This is a genomic window from Microbacterium sp. C5A9 (genome assembly GCF_022627955.1).
GTDB lineage: Bacteria > Actinomycetota > Actinomycetes > Actinomycetales > Microbacteriaceae > Microbacterium.
On record NZ_JABXGD010000002.1, the window covers coordinates 61,523 to 80,779 of the forward strand.

15 protein-coding genes are annotated in these 19,257 nt (G+C 69.7%); 9 read left to right on the forward strand and 6 right to left on the reverse strand.

Annotation, left to right across the window (positions count from 1 at the left end; genetic code table 11):
* The first annotated feature begins 34 nt into the window (after positions 1-34).
* Positions 35-1,345 carry a GNAT family N-acetyltransferase gene (locus HWD99_RS03430; RefSeq protein ID WP_241794853.1) on the forward strand — a complete coding sequence of 437 codons (1,311 nt, stop codon included), beginning with the start codon at positions 35-37 and terminating at the stop codon, positions 1,343-1,345.
* 90 nt (positions 1,346-1,435) lie between these two features.
* Here the strand turns inward: HWD99_RS03430 and HWD99_RS03435 are convergent, their stop codons facing one another.
* Positions 1,436-5,113 carry a multifunctional oxoglutarate decarboxylase/oxoglutarate dehydrogenase thiamine pyrophosphate-binding subunit/dihydrolipoyllysine-residue succinyltransferase subunit gene (locus HWD99_RS03435; protein ID WP_241794854.1) on the reverse strand — a complete coding sequence of 1,226 codons (3,678 nt, stop codon included), beginning with the start codon at positions 5,111-5,113 and terminating at the stop codon, positions 1,436-1,438.
* A gap of 160 nt (positions 5,114-5,273) precedes the next feature.
* On the opposite strand from HWD99_RS03435, the gene HWD99_RS03440 reads away from it, so the two are divergent.
* The 3 genes from HWD99_RS03440 to HWD99_RS03450 all read left to right on the forward strand — a co-directional run bounded on the left by HWD99_RS03440 (position 5,274) and on the right by HWD99_RS03450 (position 9,216).
* Positions 5,274-6,728 (forward strand): GuaB1 family IMP dehydrogenase-related protein, encoded by a 1,455-nt coding sequence (locus HWD99_RS03440; protein ID WP_241794855.1) that lies wholly within the window; start codon positions 5,274-5,276, stop codon positions 6,726-6,728.
* A gap of 113 nt (positions 6,729-6,841) precedes the next feature.
* Positions 6,842-8,158 carry a hemolysin family protein gene (locus tag HWD99_RS03445; protein WP_241794856.1) on the forward strand — a complete coding sequence of 439 codons (1,317 nt, stop codon included), beginning with the start codon at positions 6,842-6,844 and terminating at the stop codon, positions 8,156-8,158.
* Positions 8,155-9,216 carry a hemolysin family protein gene (locus HWD99_RS03450; RefSeq protein ID WP_241794857.1) on the forward strand — a complete coding sequence of 354 codons (1,062 nt, stop codon included), beginning with the start codon at positions 8,155-8,157 and terminating at the stop codon, positions 9,214-9,216. The genes HWD99_RS03445 and HWD99_RS03450 overlap by 4 nt, the downstream gene beginning before the upstream one ends.
* Before the next feature lie 95 nt (positions 9,217-9,311).
* Here the strand turns inward: HWD99_RS03450 and HWD99_RS03455 are convergent, their stop codons facing one another.
* Positions 9,312-10,379 carry an NADH:flavin oxidoreductase/NADH oxidase gene (locus tag HWD99_RS03455; protein ID WP_241794858.1) on the reverse strand — a complete coding sequence of 356 codons (1,068 nt, stop codon included), beginning with the start codon at positions 10,377-10,379 and terminating at the stop codon, positions 9,312-9,314.
* A gap of 57 nt (positions 10,380-10,436) precedes the next feature.
* Here HWD99_RS03455 and HWD99_RS03460 point away from each other — a divergent pair, with 57 nt between their 5' ends.
* Genes HWD99_RS03460 through HWD99_RS03480 form a run of 5 tightly spaced genes read left to right on the forward strand, consistent with a single transcriptional unit; the run spans position 10,437 to position 14,824 of the window.
* Positions 10,437-11,273 (forward strand): ADP/ATP-dependent (S)-NAD(P)H-hydrate dehydratase, encoded by an 837-nt coding sequence (locus tag HWD99_RS03460; protein WP_241794859.1) that lies wholly within the window; start codon positions 10,437-10,439, stop codon positions 11,271-11,273.
* A complete protein-coding gene (locus HWD99_RS03465) occupies positions 11,270-12,532 on the forward strand; it encodes a hypothetical protein (RefSeq protein ID WP_241794860.1) in 1,263 nt (420 codons plus the stop codon). Before HWD99_RS03460 ends, HWD99_RS03465 begins: the two co-directional genes overlap by 4 nt.
* Before the next feature lie 52 nt (positions 12,533-12,584).
* Positions 12,585-12,917 carry a thiamine-binding protein gene (locus HWD99_RS03470; RefSeq protein WP_241794861.1) on the forward strand — a complete coding sequence of 111 codons (333 nt, stop codon included), beginning with the start codon at positions 12,585-12,587 and terminating at the stop codon, positions 12,915-12,917.
* Between the two features lie 9 nt (positions 12,918-12,926).
* Positions 12,927-14,147, forward strand: a complete 1,221-nt coding sequence (locus HWD99_RS03475; protein ID WP_241794862.1) for an MFS transporter — start codon at positions 12,927-12,929, stop codon at positions 14,145-14,147.
* 26 nt (positions 14,148-14,173) lie between these two features.
* Positions 14,174-14,824 (forward strand): NUDIX domain-containing protein, encoded by a 651-nt coding sequence (locus HWD99_RS03480; RefSeq protein WP_241794863.1) that lies wholly within the window; start codon positions 14,174-14,176, stop codon positions 14,822-14,824.
* On the opposite strand, the gene HWD99_RS03485 is transcribed toward HWD99_RS03480, so the two are convergent.
* The 4 genes from HWD99_RS03485 to HWD99_RS03500 form a co-directional block, all read right to left on the reverse strand.
* Complete coding sequence (locus HWD99_RS03485) at positions 14,821-16,029, reverse strand: homoserine O-acetyltransferase (RefSeq protein WP_241794864.1); 1,209 nt, start codon at positions 16,027-16,029, stop codon at positions 14,821-14,823. The genes HWD99_RS03480 and HWD99_RS03485 overlap by 4 nt on opposite strands.
* A gap of 87 nt (positions 16,030-16,116) precedes the next feature.
* A complete protein-coding gene (locus tag HWD99_RS03490) occupies positions 16,117-17,055 on the reverse strand; it encodes an endonuclease/exonuclease/phosphatase family protein (RefSeq protein ID WP_241794865.1) in 939 nt (312 codons plus the stop codon).
* Positions 17,056-17,192: 137 nt separating this feature from the next.
* Positions 17,193-18,515: a bifunctional o-acetylhomoserine/o-acetylserine sulfhydrylase gene (locus tag HWD99_RS03495; protein WP_241794866.1), complete on the reverse strand. Its 1,323-nt coding sequence runs from the start codon at positions 18,513-18,515 to the stop codon at positions 17,193-17,195.
* Between the two features lie 141 nt (positions 18,516-18,656).
* On the reverse strand, positions 18,657-19,247 hold the full coding sequence (locus tag HWD99_RS03500; protein WP_241794867.1) for a TetR/AcrR family transcriptional regulator: 591 nt from the start codon (positions 19,245-19,247) through the stop codon (positions 18,657-18,659).
* Positions 19,248-19,257: the final 10 nt, after the last annotated feature.

A 19,257-nucleotide genomic window follows, 5' to 3' on the forward strand; every position in this document is an offset into this window, starting at 1 on the left:
AGCCGGGGTTCGCAGCTGCCCGTAGGGTGGTTGCATGACGGTCATCGATTCACGCGACATCCCTGCCGACCCCGAGTCAACCGAGCGTCTCGCCGCCGGATCGCTGACCTATCGCGTCGTCGACGGGTCGGATGCCGCTCGGGCTGAGCTCTTCCAGCGCGCGACCACCCGAGGATTCCTCGGCGCGGAGCCGTCGGCGGAGGAGTTGGCGTTCGGGCAGGAGACCTTCGACGCCCGTAGGAACACGGGCGTCTACGACACCCCTGAAGCCGACACGATGCCGGTCGCGACCATCGACTCGTGGGTGACTCCGGTGACGCTTCCCGGCGGCGGAGAACTGCCGATGTGGGCGATCAGCGGTGTCACCGTCTCGGCGACGCATCGGCGCCGGGGGATCGCCAGGGCCCTCCTCGAAGGCGAGCTGCGCTCCGCTGTCGCCGCGGGTGTGCCCATCGCCGGTCTCACGGTGTCCGAGGCCACGATCTACGGCCGGTACGGCTTCGGCTCGGCACTGCCCATGGCGAAGTTCACGGTGGACACGCGACGTGCCGGATGGGCGGGTCCCGCGGTCGACGGGCGTGTCGAGTACGTCGATCGGGATGCCCTCGCCGCGGCACTCGGAACCGTCCATGAGCGCGCGCGCAGTAGCCGTTCCGGGCAGATCCCCGGCTGGCCGTCGCGGTGGACGGGGGTTGCGGGGCTCGCGCCGGGGAGCACGGACGGCGCCAAGGTGCGCGGCATCCGCTTCATCGATCGGGACGGAGAAGTGCGCGGCGCGATGGCGATCACCCTGCGCGACGCCAGCGGATCGTTCCGCTTCACCCTCGACGTCCGCCTCCTCGTCGCGGAGACCGCGGAGGCGACGGCCGCGCTCTGGCGGTTCGCTCTGCAGCACGACCTCGTCGACGAGGTCACCGCGGATCTCCGGCCGCTGGACGACGCTCTTCCCTGGCTCGTGCGCGACCCGCGAGGTGTGACGCAGACCGTGCACGACCATGGCTGGCTGCGGATCCTCGACATCTCGGCCGCGCTCACCGCGAGGAGATACTCCGCGCCGCTCGACGTGGTCATCCGCGTCGGCGACCCGCTCGGCTTCACCGCGGGCGACTGGCGTCTGCGCGTGGACGCTCAGGGCGCATCGACGCTCGAGGCGGCGGACATCGCAGACGGCGCGGATGTGGATGCCGAGCTCGATGTCTCGGCCCTGTCGATCCTCTATGCCGGGGGAGTGCGTGCCACGTCGCTGCATGGAGCAGGACGCATCGTCGCCGCCCCCGATGTCGTCGAGGCTCTGGACCGCGCGTTCGTCTCGTTCCCTGCGCCGGCGCTCGACATCTGGTACTGAGCGGTCTGCGCCCCGGCATCGCGGCGCACAGACGAGAGAGGGAGCCTCGACGATCTCGTCGAGGCTCCCTCTCTCGTCTGGCGGTGTCGTTCAGCCGATGGTGAGCGCGTCGCGGAGCAGCTTCGCCTGCTCGGCGGCGTGCACCTTCGACGAACCGGTCGCTGGCGATGCGGAGGCCGGCCGCGACACGGGACGGAAGGTGCGGTCGCCCGGGACATCGGCGAAGGCGAGTGCCAGGAACGGCCATGCTCCCTGGTTCTCCGGCTCCTCCTGCACCCACACGAGCTCGGCGTTCGGGTACGAGTCGGTGATCGCCTTCAAGCCGTCGATCGGGGTCGGGTACAGCTGCTCGAGCCGGACCAGCGCGACCTCGGGGTTCGGGTTCTTCTCGAGCTCAGCCTTGAGATCCCAGTGGACCTTGCCCGAGTGCACGAGCACGCGCTTGACGGCGTTGCGGTCGAGACCGCGGCCGTCATCGATCACGGGCTCGAAGCGGCCCTGCGTGAACGCCTCGACCGGGCTCGTCGCACCGCGAAGGCGCAGCATCGCCTTGGGGGTGAAGACGATGAGCGGCTTGCGCGGGCGCGCGTACGCCTGGCGTCGCAGCAGGTGGAAGTAGGACGCCGGGGTCGACGGCCGCGCGACGATCATGTTGTCCTGCGCGCACATCTGCAGGAAGCGCTCGATGCGCGACGAGGAGTGATCCGGTCCCTGGCCCTCGTAGCCGTGGGGGAGGAGCAGCGTGACGCTCGACTGCTGTCCCCACTTCTGCTCGGCCGCCGAGATGTACTCGTCGATGACCGACTGGGCGCCGTTGACGAAGTCGCCGAACTGGGCCTCCCACAGCACGAGCGCCTCCGGGGCCTCGACCGAGTATCCGTACTCGAAGCCGAGCGCCGCGTACTCGCTCAGGAGCGAGTCGTAGACGAAGAAGCGACCCTGGGACTCGGAGAGGTTCGACAGCGGCAGCCACTCCTGGCCGTTCGCGCGGTCGTGCAGGGTCGCGTGGCGCTGCACGAAGGTGCCGCGTCGCGAGTCCTGCCCGGCGAGGCGCACGGGTGTGCCCTCGACGAGCAGGGAGCCGAAGGCGAGAAGCTCTCCGAAACCCCAGTCGATGTTGCCGTTGCGGCTCATGTCGAGGCGCTTCTCGAGCTGCTGCTGCAGCTTGGGGTGCACCGTGAAGCCCTCGGGCTTGTTGACGAAGGCATCGCCGATCAGCTGGATGACCTCGTTCGAGACGCCCGTGACCTCGGGCGCACCGACCTGCTCGTCGACGGGAGGCAGATCCTGTGCGAGAGGCGTCGCACCCGTCTCGGCGGCGTGCGTCTCGGCGAACGCGATCTCCAGACGGTTCTGGAAGTCGGCCTTCGCCTCGTCGTACTCTTCCTCGGTGATGTCACCGCGACCGACGAGCGACTCGGTGTAGAGCTTGCGCACCGAGCGCTTGGCCTGGATCAGGTCGGTCATCAGCGGCTGCGTCATCGACGGGTCGTCGCCCTCGTTGTGACCACGACGGCGGTAGCAGACCAGATCGATGACGACATCGCGGTGGAACCGCTCGCGGTACTCGAACGCGAGCTGAGCCACGTGGATGACGGCCTCGGGGTCGTCGCCGTTCACATGGAAGACCGGTGCCTGGATCGTCTTCGCGACGTCGGTCGAGTAGACCGAGGTGCGCGAGTCGTTCGGGAGGGTCGTGAATCCGACCTGGTTGTTCACGACGACGTGGATCGTGCCGCCCGTGCGGTATCCGCGCAGCTGCGACATCTGCAGCGTCTCGACGACCACACCCTGGCCCGCGAACGCGGCGTCGCCGTGCACGAGGATCGGGAGCCACGTGAAGGTGCCGATCGGCTTGCGGTCCTGCTTGGCGCGGACGATTCCCTCGAGCACTCCGTCGACCGTCTCGAGATGGGACGGGTTGGCGGCGAGGTACACCGGCAGCTCCGACCCGTCGTCGGCGATGAACGTGCCCTCGGTGCCGAGGTGGTACTTGACGTCACCGGAACCGCGCTGGTTTCCGGGGGTCTGGATGCCCTCGAACTCCTGGAACACCTGACCGTAGGTTTTTCCGGCGATGTTCGTGAGGACGTTCAGGCGGCCGCGGTGCGCCATGCCGATCGCGGCGCCTTCGAGGCCGGCGGTCGCCGCGCCTTGCAGGATCTCGTCGAGGAGCGGGACGAGCGATTCTCCGCCCTCGAGCGAGAAGCGCTTCTGGCCGACGAACTTCGTCTGCAGGAAGGTCTCGAACGCTTCGGCCTCGTTGAGCTTGCGGAGGACTCGGAGCTGCTCGTCGTGGCCGGGCTTCTGGTACTTGACCTCGACCTTCTCCTGGAACCACCGGCGCTGCTCGGGGTCCTGGATGTGCATGTACTCGATGCCCATCGTGCGGCAGTAGGAATCGCGGAGCACGCCGAGGATGTCACGGAGCTTCGCGACACGACGGCCGCCGAAGCCGCCCGTGACGAACTCGCGGTCGAGATCCCAGAAGGTCAGTCCGTGACTCTCGATCTCGAGGTCGGGGTGCGAACGCTGCACGTACTCGAGCGGGTCGATGTCGGCCATCAGGTGGCCGCGCACGCGGAACGAGTTGATCAGCTCCTGCACCCGGGACTGCTTGTCGACGCGCTCGGCGAGGTCGACGGCGATGTCGGGGTTCCACCGGATCGGGGAGTAGGGGATGCGGAGCGCGGCGAAGATGTCGTCGTAGAAACCGCGCTGCCCGATGAGCAGCTCGTGCACCTTCTTGAGGAACTCGCCGGAACCGGCTCCCTGGATGACGCGGTGGTCATAGGTGCTCGTCAGGGTGATCGTCTTGCCGATCGCGAGCTCGTTCAGAGTCCGCTCGCTGGCGCCCTGGAACTCGGCGGGGTACTCGAGGGCGCCGGCGCCGATGATGCAGCCCTGGCCCTTCATGAGGCGCGGGACGGAGTGCACGGTGCCGATTCCGCCGGGGTTGGTGAGCGAGACCGTGGTGCCCTGGAAGTCGGCGGCGGTGAGCTTGTTGTTGCGGGCGCGCGTCACCAGATCTTCGTAAGCGACCAGGTACTCGCTGAACGACATGGTGTCGGCGCGCTTGATGCTCGGGACCATCAGTGCGCGGGTGCCGTCGGGCTTGGGCAGGTCGATCGCGATGCCCAGGTTGACGTGGGCGGGCGCCACGACGGAGGGCTTGCCGTCGATCTCGGCGTAGAACACGTTCTGGCTGCGGAACTCGTCGAGCGTGCGGATGAGCGCCCATCCGATGAGGTGGGTGAAGCTGATCTTCCCGCCGCGCGTGCGCGCCATGTGGTTGTTGATGACGATGCGGTTGTCGATCATCAGCTTGGCGGGCACCGTGCGGACGCTGGTCGCGGTGGGGACCGTCAGCGACTCGTCCATGTTCGCGGCGAGGGTCTTCGGGAGACCGCGCAGCGGGGTGACCTTGTCTTCTTCAGCGGAGTCCTCGGCCTCTTTCGCCGCCGGCTTGGGGGCCTGGGCGGGAATCGGCGCGGCGACGGCCGGCTTGGTCGTGGTGCGAGCGACCGGCTGGGCTCCGATCACCGGGATGGGTGCGGTCACCGGGTGAGCGTTCTGGTCTGCCGACGGGGCGGCAGCGTTCGCGGTCGTGCCCGCGGCGGCATCCGAGTGGTACTTCTCGAGGATCGGCCACCACTCCTTGTCCACGGAGTCACGGTTCACCTTGAACTGCTCGTAGAGCTCTTCGACGAGCCAGGAATTGGCTCCGAACCCCCCGTCGCCCCCGACGCCGGTCACCTGGTTCGACACGCTCGATCGCCCTCTTTCATCGCTGAATCTCACATGTGCACACCGCGACGCAGGATGCGTTTCGGGTCCGCACACTCTCGAGCACCAAGCCTAACGTGTTTCCTCGTGCAATCGTCCAGGCGGAGTGCCGCCTCGGAGCCGATCTGAGTAGCGTGGGGGTATGGAGTTCTCCGGTGAGTCGCCCTCAGTCGATCTGACGTATTCCGACGTGTTCCTGGTACCGCGCCGCTCGGCCGTGACGAGCCGGCTGCAGGTGGACCTCGCGCCGCAGGACGGCACTCCGGCCACGCTGCCGCTCGTGGCCTCGAACATGAACTCGGTCACCGGCCCTCGCCTCGCGGCGGTGCTCGCACGGCGCGGCGGCCTCGGAGTGCTGCCGCAGGACATGCCGCTGCAGGAGCTCGACGCGGCGATCCGCGACGTCAAGGCACAGCCGGTGCTGTGGGACACGCCGCTGGTCATGGCGCCGAACGCCTCGGTCGCCGACGCGCTCCGCCTTCTTCCCGCCGCCCCCGGGCACGGCGTCGTCGTCGCGGCAGGGCAGGCGCCGTACTCGGCGGAGCGGATCCTCGGGGTCCTCCCGGCGACGCGTCTGGCGACGGCGCTGCCCGACGCCCAGCTCGGCGATCTGGTGCACACGGGAACGCCGTCCCTCGACGCGGAGGACATCGGGTCGGAGCGCCATGCGTTCGACGTCATCACCGATGCCGGTGTCGAGATCGTCACGATCGTGCACCACGGCCACCTCGTCGGCACCCTGAGCGCGCGCAGCGCCCTGCGGTCGACGCTCTACCGACCTGCTGTCGACCGTGACGGGCGACTGGCCGTCGCCGCTGCCGTCGGCATCAACGGCGACGTCGCAGCCAAAGCCCGCGCGCTCGTCTCGGCGGGCGTCGACGTGCTGGTGGTCGACACCGCGCACGGACATCAGGAGGGCATGCTGCGCGCTCTCTCGGAGGTCGCCGCCGTGAACCCGGGGATTCCGATCGTCGCGGGGAACATCGTCACGGCCGACGGCGTCAAGGACCTCGTCGAGGCCGGCGCCTCGATCCTCAAGGTCGGCGTCGGACCGGGAGCCATGTGCACGACCCGGATGATGACCGCGGTCGGGCGGCCGCAGTTCTCCGCCGTCCTCGAGACCGCCGAGGCGGCCCGAGAGGTCGGCGCACACGTGTGGGCGGACGGAGGCGTGCGGTACCCCCGCGACGTCGCCCTCGCCCTCGCCGCCGGCGCGGCCTCCGTCATGGTGGGCTCCTGGTTCGCCGGCACGATCGAGGCACCCGGCGAGCTCCAGACGGACTCGGAGGGACGCATCTTCAAGGAGTCGTGGGGGATGGCGTCCACGAAGGCCGTGCAGGCGCGATTCGGGCGACTCGACGCCTACGAGCGCGCCCGCAAGGAGCTCTTCGCCGAGGGGATCTCCTCGTCGAAGATCTACCTCGACCCGCTGCGCCCCGGCCTCGAGGATCTGCTCGACATGATCACGTCGGGGGTGCGGTCGTCGTTCACGTATGCGGGCGCGGACTCGGTGCCCGCGTTCCACGACCGCGCGGTCGTGGGTCTGCAGTCGGCGGCGGGGTACGAGGAGGGGAAGGCGCTGCCGGTCAGCTGGTGACCGAGCATCCCGCCCTGGGCGACGATCCCGTAGAATCGGGACACTATGGACGACCCTCCCAGTTGCAGTAGATCGCCCCACCGCCCGCCCCTCATCTCCGGAGGGACTCACTGATGGACTACATCCTGTTGGGCGTGGGGCTCCTTCTCACGATCGGCACCGGTCTCTTCGTGGCGAGCGAGTTCGCTCTGGTCAATCTCGACCGTGCCGATCTCGAGGCCCGTCAGGCCCGCGGGGAATCACGCCTCGCGATGACGATCGGTGCACTGCGCCACACCTCCACGCATCTCTCCGCGGCTCAGCTGGGTATCACGCTGACCACGCTTCTCACCGGATACACGATGGAGCCGGCGCTCTCGAACCTGCTGCGTCCGACGCTGATCGCCTGGAGCATCCCCGAGGCCGCGGTCGCTCCGATCGCGACGGTCGTGGCGATGGTGGTCGCGACCGCGCTGTCGATGATCCTGGGCGAGCTGGTGCCGAAGAACTTCGCGCTCGCACTCCCGCTCGCCACGGCGAAGCTCGTCGTGCCCTTCCAGGTCGCGTTCACGACGGTGTTCAAGCCGGCCGTGGTCGTGCTGAACGGCAGTGCGAACGGCGTGCTGCGCAGCATGGGCATCGAGCCGAAGGAAGAGCTCTCGGGCGCCCGTACCGCGGAGGAGCTGTCGTCGTTGGTGCGTCGCTCCGCCAGCGCCGGTGTGCTGGAGGCCGACACCGCGACCCTGCTCGATCGCACCCTCACCTTCTCGCGGCTGTCGGCGGCCGATGTGATGACCGCCCGACCGAGCATGCACGCGATCGCCGCGGGCGACTCTGCGGACGACGTCATCCAGCTCGCCCGCCGCACGGGCCACAGCCGATTCCCCGTGTACGACGATGACTTCGACGACATCACCGGTGTGGTGCATCTCAAGGCGGCCATCTCGGTGCCTCGTGAGCGTCGGGCGGAGGTGCCGGTCGGCGCGCTGTCGACCGAGCCGCTGCGGGTGCCGGAGACGGCGCACGTCGACAGCCTCATCACCGAGCTGCGCGCACGTGGATACCAGCTCGCGGTGGTGGTGGACGAGTACGGCGGAACCGCCGGACTCGTCACCCTCGAGGATCTGGTGGAGGAGATCGTCGGCGAGGTCGCCGACGAGCACGACCGCATGCGGGCCGGCGTCGTCGTCGGGCGCGACGGTGTGACCTTTCCCGGCGAGCTGCGCCCCGATGAGCTGCGCCGCCGAGCCGGCGTCGATGTGCCGGAGGGCGATGTGTACGACACCGTGGGTGGCTACGTCATGAGCGTCCTCGAGCGAGTTCCGGTCGTGGGCGACGAGGTACCCCTCGACACCGGCACGCTGCAGGTCGTGCGGATGGACGGACGCCGGGTCGACCGGGTCCGATACGTGTCGAGTCAGCGCAACGCTGGCGAGGAGGTGACCCGATGAACGATTGGGCAGGCATCGCCTGGCTCGTGGTCCTCCTGGTCGCGAACGCCTTCTTCGTCGGCGCCGAGTTCGCCGTGATCTCGGCGCGTCGCTCGCAGATCGAGCCCCGTGCCGAAGAGGGCTCGCGCGCGGCGAAGACCGCGCTGTACGCCATGGAGCACGCGACTCTCATGCTCGCGACCTCGCAGCTCGGCATCACGATCTGCTCGCTGCTGATCCTGAACGTGTCGGAGCCGGCGATCCACCACCTGCTGGCGGCCCCGCTGCACGCCCTGGGATGGTCGGACGGCGTCGTCGACGCCGTCTCGTTCGCGATCGCGCTTCTGGTCGTGTCGTTCCTGCACGTGGTGTTCGGTGAGATGGTGCCGAAAAACCTCGCGTTCTCGGTGCCCGATCGCGCGGTGCTGCTCCTGGCTCCGCCGCTCGTGTGGGTCTCGAAGGCGTTCATGCCCGTGATCTGGGTCCTGAACGCCGCGGCCAACGGCGTGCTGCGTCTGTTCCGCGTGGAGCCGAAGAACGAGGCGGCCTCCACCTTCACGCTCGAGGAGGTCGCGACGATCGTCGACCAGTCACGGCGTGAGGGTGTGCTCGCCGACACGGTGGGCGCGGTCGCCGCCGCGGTCGAGTTCACGGACAAGAAGGCGCGCGACGTCGCCGTGCCGCTGAGCGATCTCGTGACGCTGCCCGAGTCGACGACGCCCGATGAGATCGAGAAGGCCGTCGCTCGCTACGGCTTCTCGCGGTACGTGATCGTCGACGACGAGCGCGTCCCGGTCGGGTACGTGCACCTCAAGGACATCCTCCGTGCCTCGGACGGCCCGGACGCCGCGGCGAAGCTCTTCGAACCGCTGCCCTCGAAGCGGATCCATCACATGGTTCCCGTGCAGGAGGACACCGACCTCGAAGACGCCCTCGCCGTGATGAGGCGAGCAGGACGTCACCTGGCGAAGGTGCGTGACGCGAGCGGAGCGACCACGGCCGTGCTCTTCCTCGAGGACATCCTCGAAGAGCTGGTCGGCGAGGTCCAGGACGCGACGCGACGAGTGCGCGGACACTGACCGACGTCGCACGGACTCACGACGCACGACACGGAGAAGCCCTCCGACCCCGGTGGGGATCGGAGGGCTTCGCCGTGTCTGCCCGGTGAGCGTCGTCAGTGCCAGTGCGCCCGCTCGTACTGCGGCGGCCAGGCGATGTCGGCGCCGAGCTCGTGAGCGGCGCGCAGAGCGAAGTGGGGGTCGCGGAGCCATTCGCGTCCCGCGAAGATCGCATCGGCGGCTCCGTCGGCGAGGACCTCTTCGGCCTGCTCTGCAGCGGTGATGAGTCCGACGGCCGACACGGGGATGCGCCCGCCCTGGCGGACGGTCTCGGCGAGGGGGACCTGGTAGCCGGGGAACACACTGATCTGCTGATGTGCGACCAGGCCGCCGCTCGACACGTCGATCAGGTCCGCCCCGCGCTCGGTGGCCCAGCCTCCGACCACTGCCGCCTCCTGCTCGGTGAACCCGCCGTCCGCGTGGTCGGTCGCCGAGATGCGCACGAGGACGGGCACGTCATCGCCGGCTGCCGTCCGCACCGCGTCGACCACGCGCAGCAGCAGACGTGCGCGGTTCTCCAGCGGGCCGCCGTACTCGTCCTCGCGCAGGTTGGACAGCGGAGAGAGGAACTGGTGCAGCAGGTATCCGTGCGCACCATGGATCTCCAGCACGTCGAAGCCGGCGTCGAGGGCGCGACGGGCCGACGAGGCGAATGCCTCCACGACACGGTCGATGCCGTCGGCATCCAGCTCCTCCGGCGGCGCGAAGCCGTCGAACGCCACGGCCGACGGCGCGGACGTCGTCCAGCCGCCGTCGGAGAGGGGGACGGAACCACGGTGCTCAGCCCACGGCCACCACGTCGAGGCTTTGCGCCCGGCATGCGCGAGCTGGATTCCGGCGGCCGCTCCGCGGGCATGGATCGCTTCGACGATCGGCACCCAGGCGTCCCGCTGCTCGTCGTTCCAGAGCCCGACATCTCGAGGCGAGATCCGCCCCTCGGGCACCACCGCGGTCGCTTCCGCGACGACCAGGCCGGCTCCGCCGGATGCGAACTGCGCGAGATGCGTGTGATGCCACTCCTGCACGACCCCGTCGACGGCGCTGTACATGCACATCGGCGAGACCCACAGGCGGTTTCGGAAGGTGATCGATCGGATGCTCAGGGGAGAGAAGAGGATGCTCACCACCCCGACGTTACCGGCGCGGTGGGGGAGCGAGGGCCGTCCGACTAACGTGGAGTCATGCCCGACGTGCGCGACTGGTCCCGAGACGATGCCGCGCGATTCGTGCGGGTACCGGGGGCAGCGGACGACAAGTACTCCCGCGGAGTCGTCGGCCTGCGCACCGGATCGCCCGCGTACCCGGGTGCCGCGGTGCTCGGCGTCGAGGCCGCCTGGCGTGCGGGCGCCGGGTTCGTCCGCTACATCGGTGCGGGGCGTGCGGCGGATGCGGTGATCGCGCGGCGCCCGGAGACCGTCGTCGCCCGCCATGCCGAGGGCGCGCGAGTCGGCGCGTGGGTGATCGGATCGGGGATCGACCCAGGGGCGCGGACCGAGGGTGAGGAGCGCGAGCTGCGCGTCATCCTCGACGGCGGGGTTCCGGTGGTCGTGGACGCCGGTGCGCTGGACCTCGCGCCCGGGTCTGCGGCGCCGCTGCTGCTGACGCCGCACGCACGCGAGTTCGACCGGCTGCGCGAGCGGCTCGGCCTCCCCGACGACGCGGACAGGGAGGCAGCCGCCGGGGGCATGGCCGCAGCCCTCGAGTCGACCGTGCTGCTCAAGGGCGCGGAGACGCTCGTCGCCGCCGCCGACGGGACCGTCATCCGGGTCGTGGCGGGGACCGGGTGGCTGGCGACCGCGGGAACCGGCGACGTGCTCGGCGGAGTCCTGGGCGCACTGCTCGCCGCGAACCCGGACTCGCCTGTCGTCGAGGTCGCCGCGGCCGGGGCCTGGCTGCACGGCCACGCGGCCCGTATCGCCTCCGGCACCGCCGACGAGGGGGCGGGACCCGGCCGTCCGATCGTCGCCCTCGACGTGGCCGAGGCGCTTCCTCGTGCCCTCGCGGATCTCCTCGCGTGACCCGTCGAACGACGACGCAGGTCGTCGCCCTGTGGACCGCCTTCGTCGCCGTGCATGTCGCGGTCGCCGTCGCGGGATGGCTCTACCCCAGCCAGCCGATGGGGGATGTGGTGCTCGTCTACGAGCCGTGGGCGACATCGGCGCTGAGCGGTGGCCCGATCGTCGGCATCACCGAGACCTGGGTCTATCCTCAGCTCGCGCTCGTCCCGATGCTGATCGCGAAGGCCATCTCCCTTCCGCTCGTCACCTCACTGGGAGCGTCAGGCGCCTATCTGATCGCCTGGGCGGTGCTGGTCACCGTGCTCGACGCGCTCGCCTTCGCCGCGCTCGTCGGGCGCGCGCCGTCTCCGCCGCGACGGACGGCCGCGTGGTTCTGGACCGCGGGACTGCTCCTGCTGGGACCGATCGCGCTGTACCGCATCGATGCGATCGCCGTGCCGGTGGCGGTCGTCGGCGGGCTCTGGCTGACGCGTCGTCCCGGTGTCGTGGCCGCGCTGCTCACCGTCGGCGCCTGGATCAAGATCTGGCCGGCCGCTCTCGTCCTCGCCGCGGTCGTGGCCTCGCGGCGTCGTCTGCGGATCGTCCTGACCGCGGCGGCGGTGACGGCGGGGGTCATCGGCGTGCTCGTCCTTCTCGGCGCGGACACCGAGCTCTTCGGCTTCCTCACAGCGCAGACCGGCCGCGGCCTGCAGATCGAAGCCGTCGCGGCGACACCCTTCCTCTGGCTCGTGCCCGGCGGCGCCGCCCGCATCGAGTACAGCTTCGACATCCTGACCTTCCAGATCGTCGCCCCGGGAGCAGACGCCGTCGCGGCGGTGCTCACCCCGCTCATGGTCGTGCTCGTCGCAGCGGTGGCGGTGGTGGGCGCGCTGAAGACGATGCGAGGAGCCTCGTTCTCGCGCCTCTTCCCTCCTCTCGCCCTGAGCCTCGTGCTCGTCCTGATCGTGATGAACAAGGTCGGGTCACCGCAGTTCCAGACGTGGCTGATCGCACCCGTGATCCTGTGGTTCGTGTGGGACCGGACGAGGGCGACGGCGCCGGCCGTGATCGTGCTGGGGCTGTGCGCGCTGACCTGCCTGGTGTATCCGCTGACCTACGACGCACTCCTGCGCGCGGACGTCATCGCCATCGCGACGCTGACCGTCCGCAACATCCTGCTCGTGGTCGGACTCGTCGTCGGCATCCGTGCCCTCGTCGCCGTGCCGTCGCCGCGCCACGCGCGAGAGGACAGCCCCGCTCGACACGACAGCCCCGCCTGAGCCCACAGACCCGCCCTGGACACCCGCCCCACCCGAAACAAGGAATGACACCATGCTGATCGCCTTCTCCGTCGCACCGAGCGGCACCCCCGCCGACGGCTCCGACCGCTCGGACGCCTCCGTGCACGACGCCGTCGCCGCTGCGGTGAAGGTCGTGCGCGAGTCTGGTCTACCTCATCGCACCACGAGCATGTTCACCGAGATCGAGGGACCCGACTGGGATTCGGTCATGGACGTCGTCAAGCGGGCGACCGAGGCGGTGCTGCCCTTCGGCTCGCGGGTCTCGCTCGTGCTGAAGGCGGACATCCGCCCGGGGTACTCGGGCGAGCTGGACGCGAAGATCGATCGTCTGGAGTCGGCGATCGAGGAGTCCGACGGCCGGTAGAATCGACGGGTGAATCCCTCGACTGAATCGAGGGGTGCGGCGAAGTGGGCGCTCCTCTCCCTCGCCATCGGCAGTTTCGGCATCGGCATGACAGAGTTCGTGATCATGGGCCTGCTGCCCGACATCGCGACCGAGCTGCTTCCCACCCAATGGGCCGCCAGCCCTGAGGACGCTCTGAGCCAGGCCGGCTGGCTGATCTCGCTGTATGCACTGGGCGTCGTGGTCGGTGCTCCGACGATCGCGGGCTTCGTCGCGCGGTTCCCGCGGCATCGCGTCATGATCGGTCTCGCACTCGCGCTGACGCTGTTCAACGCCCTCACAGTGGTGCTGCCGACCTTCGAGCTGGTCGGCGCATCGCGATTCCTCGCCGGTCTGCCGCACGGCGCCTACTTCGGCATCGGCGCGCTGGTGGCAGCCGACGTGATGGGCCCCGGCAAGCGCGCCAAGGGCGTCGCCTTCATCCTCACCGGCCTGACGATCGCCAACGTGGTCGGCGTGCCCTTCGGCACGTTCCTCGGTCAGCAGTGGGGGTGGCGCGCCGCGTTCGCGGTCGTCGCGCTCGTGTTCGCGCTCGCGACTCTGTGCATCGTGTTCTTCGTGCCGGAGCATCCGGGATCACCGGGACGGACGATGCGAGAAGAACTCGGGGTGTTCCGGATCCCGCAGGTCTGGTTCGCACTCGGCATCGGAGCGATCGGATTCGGCGGCTTCTTCGCGGTGTACAGCTACATCGCACCGCTCGTCACGGATGTCGCCGGGTCTCCGGCATGGGCCGTGCCGATCGTGCTCGTGCTCATGGGGCTCGGCATGACCGCGGGCAACATCGTGGGCGGCCACCTCGCCGACATCGATCTGCGGCGCACGCTGCTGATCGGCCTCGCCGTCCTGGCGCTCGTTCTCGGGCTTCTCGGGGCGCTGTCGTTCTGGATCGTCACGCTCAGCATCCTGGTGTTCGTCGTCGGGTTCGTGTGCTCGGTGCTCAGCCCCACGATCCAGACGCGGCTGATGGACGTCGCGGGAGACAACCAGTCGATCGCCGCCGCCCTCAACCACTCGGCCCTGAACATCGGCAACAGCCTGGGGGCGTTCCTGGGTGGCGTCGTGATCGCCGCCGGGTGGGGGTACACCGCTCCGTCGTGGACCGGCGCGCTTCTCGCGGTCGCAGGCCTGATCATCGCGCTCGTGTCGTACCGGGTCGACTCCCGGCGCGCCGCCCCGGCATCGGTCTGAGCGGAGCCCACCCGTAGAGTGACGGGATGAGCGACGCCGATGAGCTGCCCGTCGCGGGCACCGTGGTGCTGTTGCGTGCGCGGGCCGTGGGTGTCGAGGTGCTGCTCATCCGGCGCCCGGACCGCGGATCGTTCGCTGGAGCGTGGGTGTTCCCCGGAGGCAGGGTCGAAGCCGTCGACCGGTGGTCGGGTGCGGCGGAGCAGGACGACGCCCGCCGCGCGGGCATCCGCGAGACGTTCGAGGAGGTCGGGCTCACGATCACCGGAGCGGTGCGGGCGCTCTCCCGCTGGCAACCGCCGGCGGAGGCTCCGGCGCGGATCCGCACGTGGTTCTTCCTCGCCGAGGCGCCGGAGGCGCCCCTCGCGCCCTCACCCGACGAGGTGGCGGACACCGCCTGGGTCACCCCAGCCGAGGCACTGGCGCGTCACGGTGCGGGAGAGCTGCTGCTCTATCCTCCGACGTGGATGACGCTGCACGGACTGAGTCGGTTCGCGAGTGCTCGCGCTGCTCTCGACGCGGCCGGCACGGTGCGGTCGTTCGCGACCCGCGCCGAGCGGAGCGACGCCGGCACGGCATTCGTCTGGGATTCGCTGCGGCTCGAGACGGGCGTGCTGCCGTGGCGGCTCGTCGATACCGACCGGGAAGACCCGGGCGGGCGGGAGCACGGAGCGAGCTAGGCGGCCAGCAGCCTGCGCAGATGACCGCCGACGGCCTCGGTCTCGATGAGGAACCCGTCGTGCCCGAAGTCGCTGGTGAGCACGACGGCCTCGGCGCCGTCGAGGGTGTTCGGGATGCTCCGGGCGATGCGATGCTGTCCGTCGACGGGGAACAGCCGGTCGCTGTCGATGCCGAGCACCAGGGTGGTCGCCGTGACGGTGCGCAGCGCCTCTTCGACGCCGCCCCGATCGCGACCCACATCGTGCGAGTTCATCGCCTCGACGACGGTGATGTAGCTGTTCGCATCGAAGCGTCGGGTGAACTTGTTGCCGTGGAAGTCGAGGTACGACTCGACGGCGAACCGTCCTCCGTGGCCGAGCGGCGACACCCCGGACTGCCACGAGCGCTGGAACCGCTGATTGAGCTCGATGGGACTGCGGTAGCTCAGCAGCGCCATGCGGCGAGCGAGTGCGAGGCCGCGATGAGGTCCGTCACCGTCGGCGAGGTCGTAGTACTCGCCGCCCTGGAAGCGCGGATCCATGCGGATGGTCTCGAGCTGCACGGTATTGAGCGCGATCTGATCGGCGGTGGTGACAGGGGGAGAGGAGAGCACGGCGAGTCGTTCGACGCGCTGCGGATGCGTCACGGCCCACTCCAGCGCATGCATCCCCCCCATCGAGCCGCCGATCACGGCCGCCCAGGTGTCGATGCCGAGGGCGTCGGCGAGCCGGACCTGCGCCGCGACCTGATCGCGGATCGTCAGGTAGGGGAAGCGCGATGCCCACTCGTAACCGGACGGCGCGATGCTCGCCGGCCCCGTGGAGCCCTGGCATCCGCCCAGCATGTTGGGCGCGATGACGAACCAGCGGTCGGTGTCCACCGGAGCGCCCGGTCCGACGATGTCCTCCCACCAGCCCGCGGTGGGGTGCCCGGCGCCGGCATCGCCTCGGACATGGCTGTCACCGGTGAGCGCGTGCAGAACCAGCACCGCGTTGTCTCGTGCGGCGTTCAGCTCGCCCCACGTCTCGTAGGCGAGTCGGATCCCCGGGAGCTCGGAGCCGTTCTCGGTGTCGAAGGGGCCGAAGGAGGCGAAACGGCGTGCGCCGACGGGGTCTCCGTCGCGCCAGGCGCCGGTCGCGGGTGGTCGTGCACGGAGCAGACGGACGTCGGCCTCCGTCACGGGCGCCGAGGGCACCGTGTCTTCAGAGGTCGTCTGCCAGTCCATGCTCCCATTCTCGCGTGGCGCGCGGCCGCTCGGACGAACGTTACGGTTCCCGGGTGTGCCGTGGGGCGAGAGTCCTCTCGGACGGCGTCACGGACTGAGGGTCGTGACCGTTGCGAGGTGATCGCTGTTGCCGACCCGCGCCGTCGTCGACGCGAGAACGGTCATCCCTCGGACGAAGACGTGATCGATGCGGGCGAGGGGCAGTGCGGCAGGCCAGGTGAGACCGAGGGTCCCGTCGGTCGGTCGGACCCAGTCGAGCTGCGAGCGGGCGGCGCGGAGGGCGGGGTCGGCCGATGCGGCGTTGAAGTCGCCCACGACCACGATCGATTCTGCCTCGTCGACGGCGACCGCGTCGGCGATGCCGGAGAGCATGGTGTCGCGCTCCTGCTGCACGCCCGGGCGTACGGACGCGGCGTGCATGACGTACACGGCGACGTCGCCGTCGGGTGTGTTCACGACCACGCGCAGGGCGCGCTTCCAGTCGAGGCCGAGAGTCAGCCCCTCGGCCTCGGCGATCGGATAGCGGCTCCAGACGGCGACGGTGCCGATCGCGTACGAGTGCGGGTAGTCGGGGGCGAGGATCTCCCGCGCGGCCTGGAGACTGTCGGCGTCGAGCTCGGTCAGGGCGACGACGTCGGCCGACAAGTCGGCGATCCCCGTCGCCGAGGCCGCAGCCCCGCCGGAGTGGGCGCGCACGTTCTGGCTGACGATCTGGATCGGGGTGCTCTGCGCGGGGGCGGCCGCCGCGAGGCCGGGTGCGGACGGCAGCAGGGCGAGAGCCCAGATGAGGATGGGGGCGAGCAGTATCAGCGTCACACGGCGCGCCAGGATCAGCGCGAGGACGACGAGCACGCCGAGGATGAGCCCGCACCACGGCAGCGCGGCGGCCGCGGCGGTGCCGACGACTCCGGGGATCCAGGAGCACACGACCAGAGCGACGACGACGAGGCCGGCCACGGCGATGACGCGCCCCGCACGAGCGGACGAGCGCCGACGGGTGGTCGGATTCGGTGCAGTGTCGATCATGGCTCCTCCGGGCAGGCTCTCCATTCTCGTCGGGGGCGTCTGTGTGACAGCCCAGCAGATCGGTCTCTCACGTCACCCGTGAACGCGGAAGTGCCCCGGGCCGAAGCCCGGGGCACTTCCGTCGTCTGCAGGTCGGATCAGGCGCGAGCCGCCTCCGACACGCGGCGTGCCGCGGCGAGGGCCTCGTCGAGATCGGCCTTCAGGTCGTCGATGTTCTCGATGCCGACCGACAGGCGCACCAGGCCCGGCGTGACGCCGGCGGTGAGCTGCTGCTCGGGCGTGAGCTGCGCATGCGTGGTCGATGCCGGGTGGATCACGAGAGATCGCACGTCGCCGATGTTGGCGAGGTGGCTGAACAGCGACAGGCTGTTCACGAACTCGCGACCGGCCTCGACGCCGCCCTTGAGCTCGAACGAGAGGACCGCGCCGACGCCCTTGGGGGCGTACTCGTTGGCCTTTGCGTACCAGGGGGACGACGGCAGGCCCGAGTAGTTGACCGACGCGACGTCGTCGCGACCGTCGAGCCACTCGGCGATCTCCTGCGCGTTCTGCACGTGGCGCTCGATGCGCAGCGAGAGCGTCTCGATGCCCTGGATGAGGTTCCAGGCGCTCTGCGGTGCGATGGCCGATCCGAGGTCGCGGAGCAGCTGGACGCGGGCCTTGATGATGTAGGCGAGCGGATCGCCGACGGCGGCCGTGTAGCTGGCACCGTGGTACGAGGGGTCGGGCTCGGTGAGTCCGGGGAAGCGCTCGACGTTCTTCGACCACTCGAAGGTTCCGCCGTCGATGATCACGCCGCCGATCGTGGTGCCGTGGCCGCCGAGGAATTTGGTGACCGAGTGCACGACGATGTCGGCGCCGTGCTCGAACGGGCGGATCAGGTACGGGGTCGCGATCGTGTTGTCGACGATCAGCGGCACGCCGCCCTCGTGCGCCACGTCGGCGACGGTGCGGATGTCGAGGATGTTGATCTGCGGGTTGCCGATGGTCTCGGCGAAGAACAGCTTCGTGTTCGGACGGAGCGCGCGGCGCCACTCTTCGGGGTCATCCTGGTTCTCGACGAACGTGACCTCGATGCCGAGCTTCGCGAGCGTGTACTTGAACAGGTTGTACGTGCCGCCGTAGATCGAGCTGGACGACACGATGTGGTCACCGGCCTGGGCGATGTTCAGGACCGCGAACGTCGACGCAGCCTGACCGCTGGAGAGGACGAGGGCGCCGGTGCCCCCCTCGAGCGCGGCGAGACGCTGCTCCAGGACATCCTGGGTCGGGTTCTGGATGCGGGTGTAGATGTTGCCGAACTCGGCGAGGGCGAACAGGTTCGCCGCGTGGTCCGCGCTGTCGAACACGTAGGACGTGGTCTGGTAGATCGGCGTGGCGCGGGCCTTGGTCACGGGGTCGGGAGCAGCACCGGAGTGGATCTGCTTGGTCTCGAAACGCCAGGTCTCGGGTGCGGACATGTGTTCCCCCTGGAACTGTTGGACGGTCGATTCGGCTGATGCCGTTGCAAGCGAGAGTACGGAATATCGCCGGCTGTCAACAGCGAGTGGGAAATGTGACGTAATGAACGGGCCCCGAACGGGGGTGAGTGCCCCGACCGCTCAGGCCCGAGCCAGCAGCGCCGCCGCCCAGCCGCGGGCGATCACGAACGGCTCGGCGAACGTCGCCATGCCCACGGTGACGATCGCGCCCTCGTAGAGCAGCATCATCGCCTGCGCCATCGCGCGGGGATCGGGCACCCCGGCCTCGGCGCACAGCTCGTCGAAGAGGTCGAGCAGCCAGACCTTCTGGCGGGACACCTCGGGGAACACCGGGTGGTCGTCGTTGCCGTCGCCGATCTCGGCGCGGGCGTTGATCGCACTGCACCCCTTGGGGCTGTTCTCGTCCGACCAGGAGATCGCGGCATCGAAGATCGCGAGCACTCTGTCCGTCCCCGGCTCCGGCACCCGCGCGAGCTCTGCGGCCACGTGGTCGCGCCACCGGGCGTCACGATGCTGCAGGTAGGAGACCACGAGCGCCTCCTTCGATCCGAAGCGGTCGTACAGCGTCTTCTTCGTGACGCCGGCGGCCTCGGCGATCGTGTCGACGCCGACGGCATGGATGCCGTGCTCGTAGAACAGGCGTGATGCGGCAGCGAGGACTCGCTGGCCTCCCGGGGTGAGGGGAACCAGTTCGGGGACGGGCGTGCTCATGTCTCGACTA

What these genes read in the sequence shown, in the direction of transcription:
- HWD99_RS03495 (WP_241794866.1), bottom strand. Translation starts at nt 18,515, where the DNA reads ATGTCCGCACCCGAGACCTGGCGTTTCGAGACCAAGCAGATCCACTCC.
- HWD99_RS03500 (WP_241794867.1), bottom strand. Translation starts at nt 19,247, where the DNA reads ATGAGCACGCCCGTCCCCGAACTGGTTCCCCTCACCCCGGGAGGCCAG.
- HWD99_RS03430 (WP_241794853.1), top strand. Translation starts at nt 35, where the DNA reads ATGACGGTCATCGATTCACGCGACATCCCTGCCGACCCCGAGTCAACC.
- HWD99_RS03460 (WP_241794859.1), top strand. Translation starts at nt 10,437, where the DNA reads ATGCCCGACGTGCGCGACTGGTCCCGAGACGATGCCGCGCGATTCGTG.
- HWD99_RS03470 (WP_241794861.1), top strand. Translation starts at nt 12,585, where the DNA reads ATGCTGATCGCCTTCTCCGTCGCACCGAGCGGCACCCCCGCCGACGGC.
- HWD99_RS03450 (WP_241794857.1), top strand. Translation starts at nt 8,155, where the DNA reads ATGAACGATTGGGCAGGCATCGCCTGGCTCGTGGTCCTCCTGGTCGCG.
- HWD99_RS03445 (WP_241794856.1), top strand. Translation starts at nt 6,842, where the DNA reads ATGGACTACATCCTGTTGGGCGTGGGGCTCCTTCTCACGATCGGCACC.
- HWD99_RS03440 (WP_241794855.1), top strand. Translation starts at nt 5,274, where the DNA reads ATGGAGTTCTCCGGTGAGTCGCCCTCAGTCGATCTGACGTATTCCGAC.
- HWD99_RS03490 (WP_241794865.1), bottom strand. Translation starts at nt 17,055, where the DNA reads ATGATCGACACTGCACCGAATCCGACCACCCGTCGGCGCTCGTCCGCT.
- HWD99_RS03485 (WP_241794864.1), bottom strand. Translation starts at nt 16,029, where the DNA reads ATGGACTGGCAGACGACCTCTGAAGACACGGTGCCCTCGGCGCCCGTG.
- HWD99_RS03480 (WP_241794863.1), top strand. Translation starts at nt 14,174, where the DNA reads ATGAGCGACGCCGATGAGCTGCCCGTCGCGGGCACCGTGGTGCTGTTG.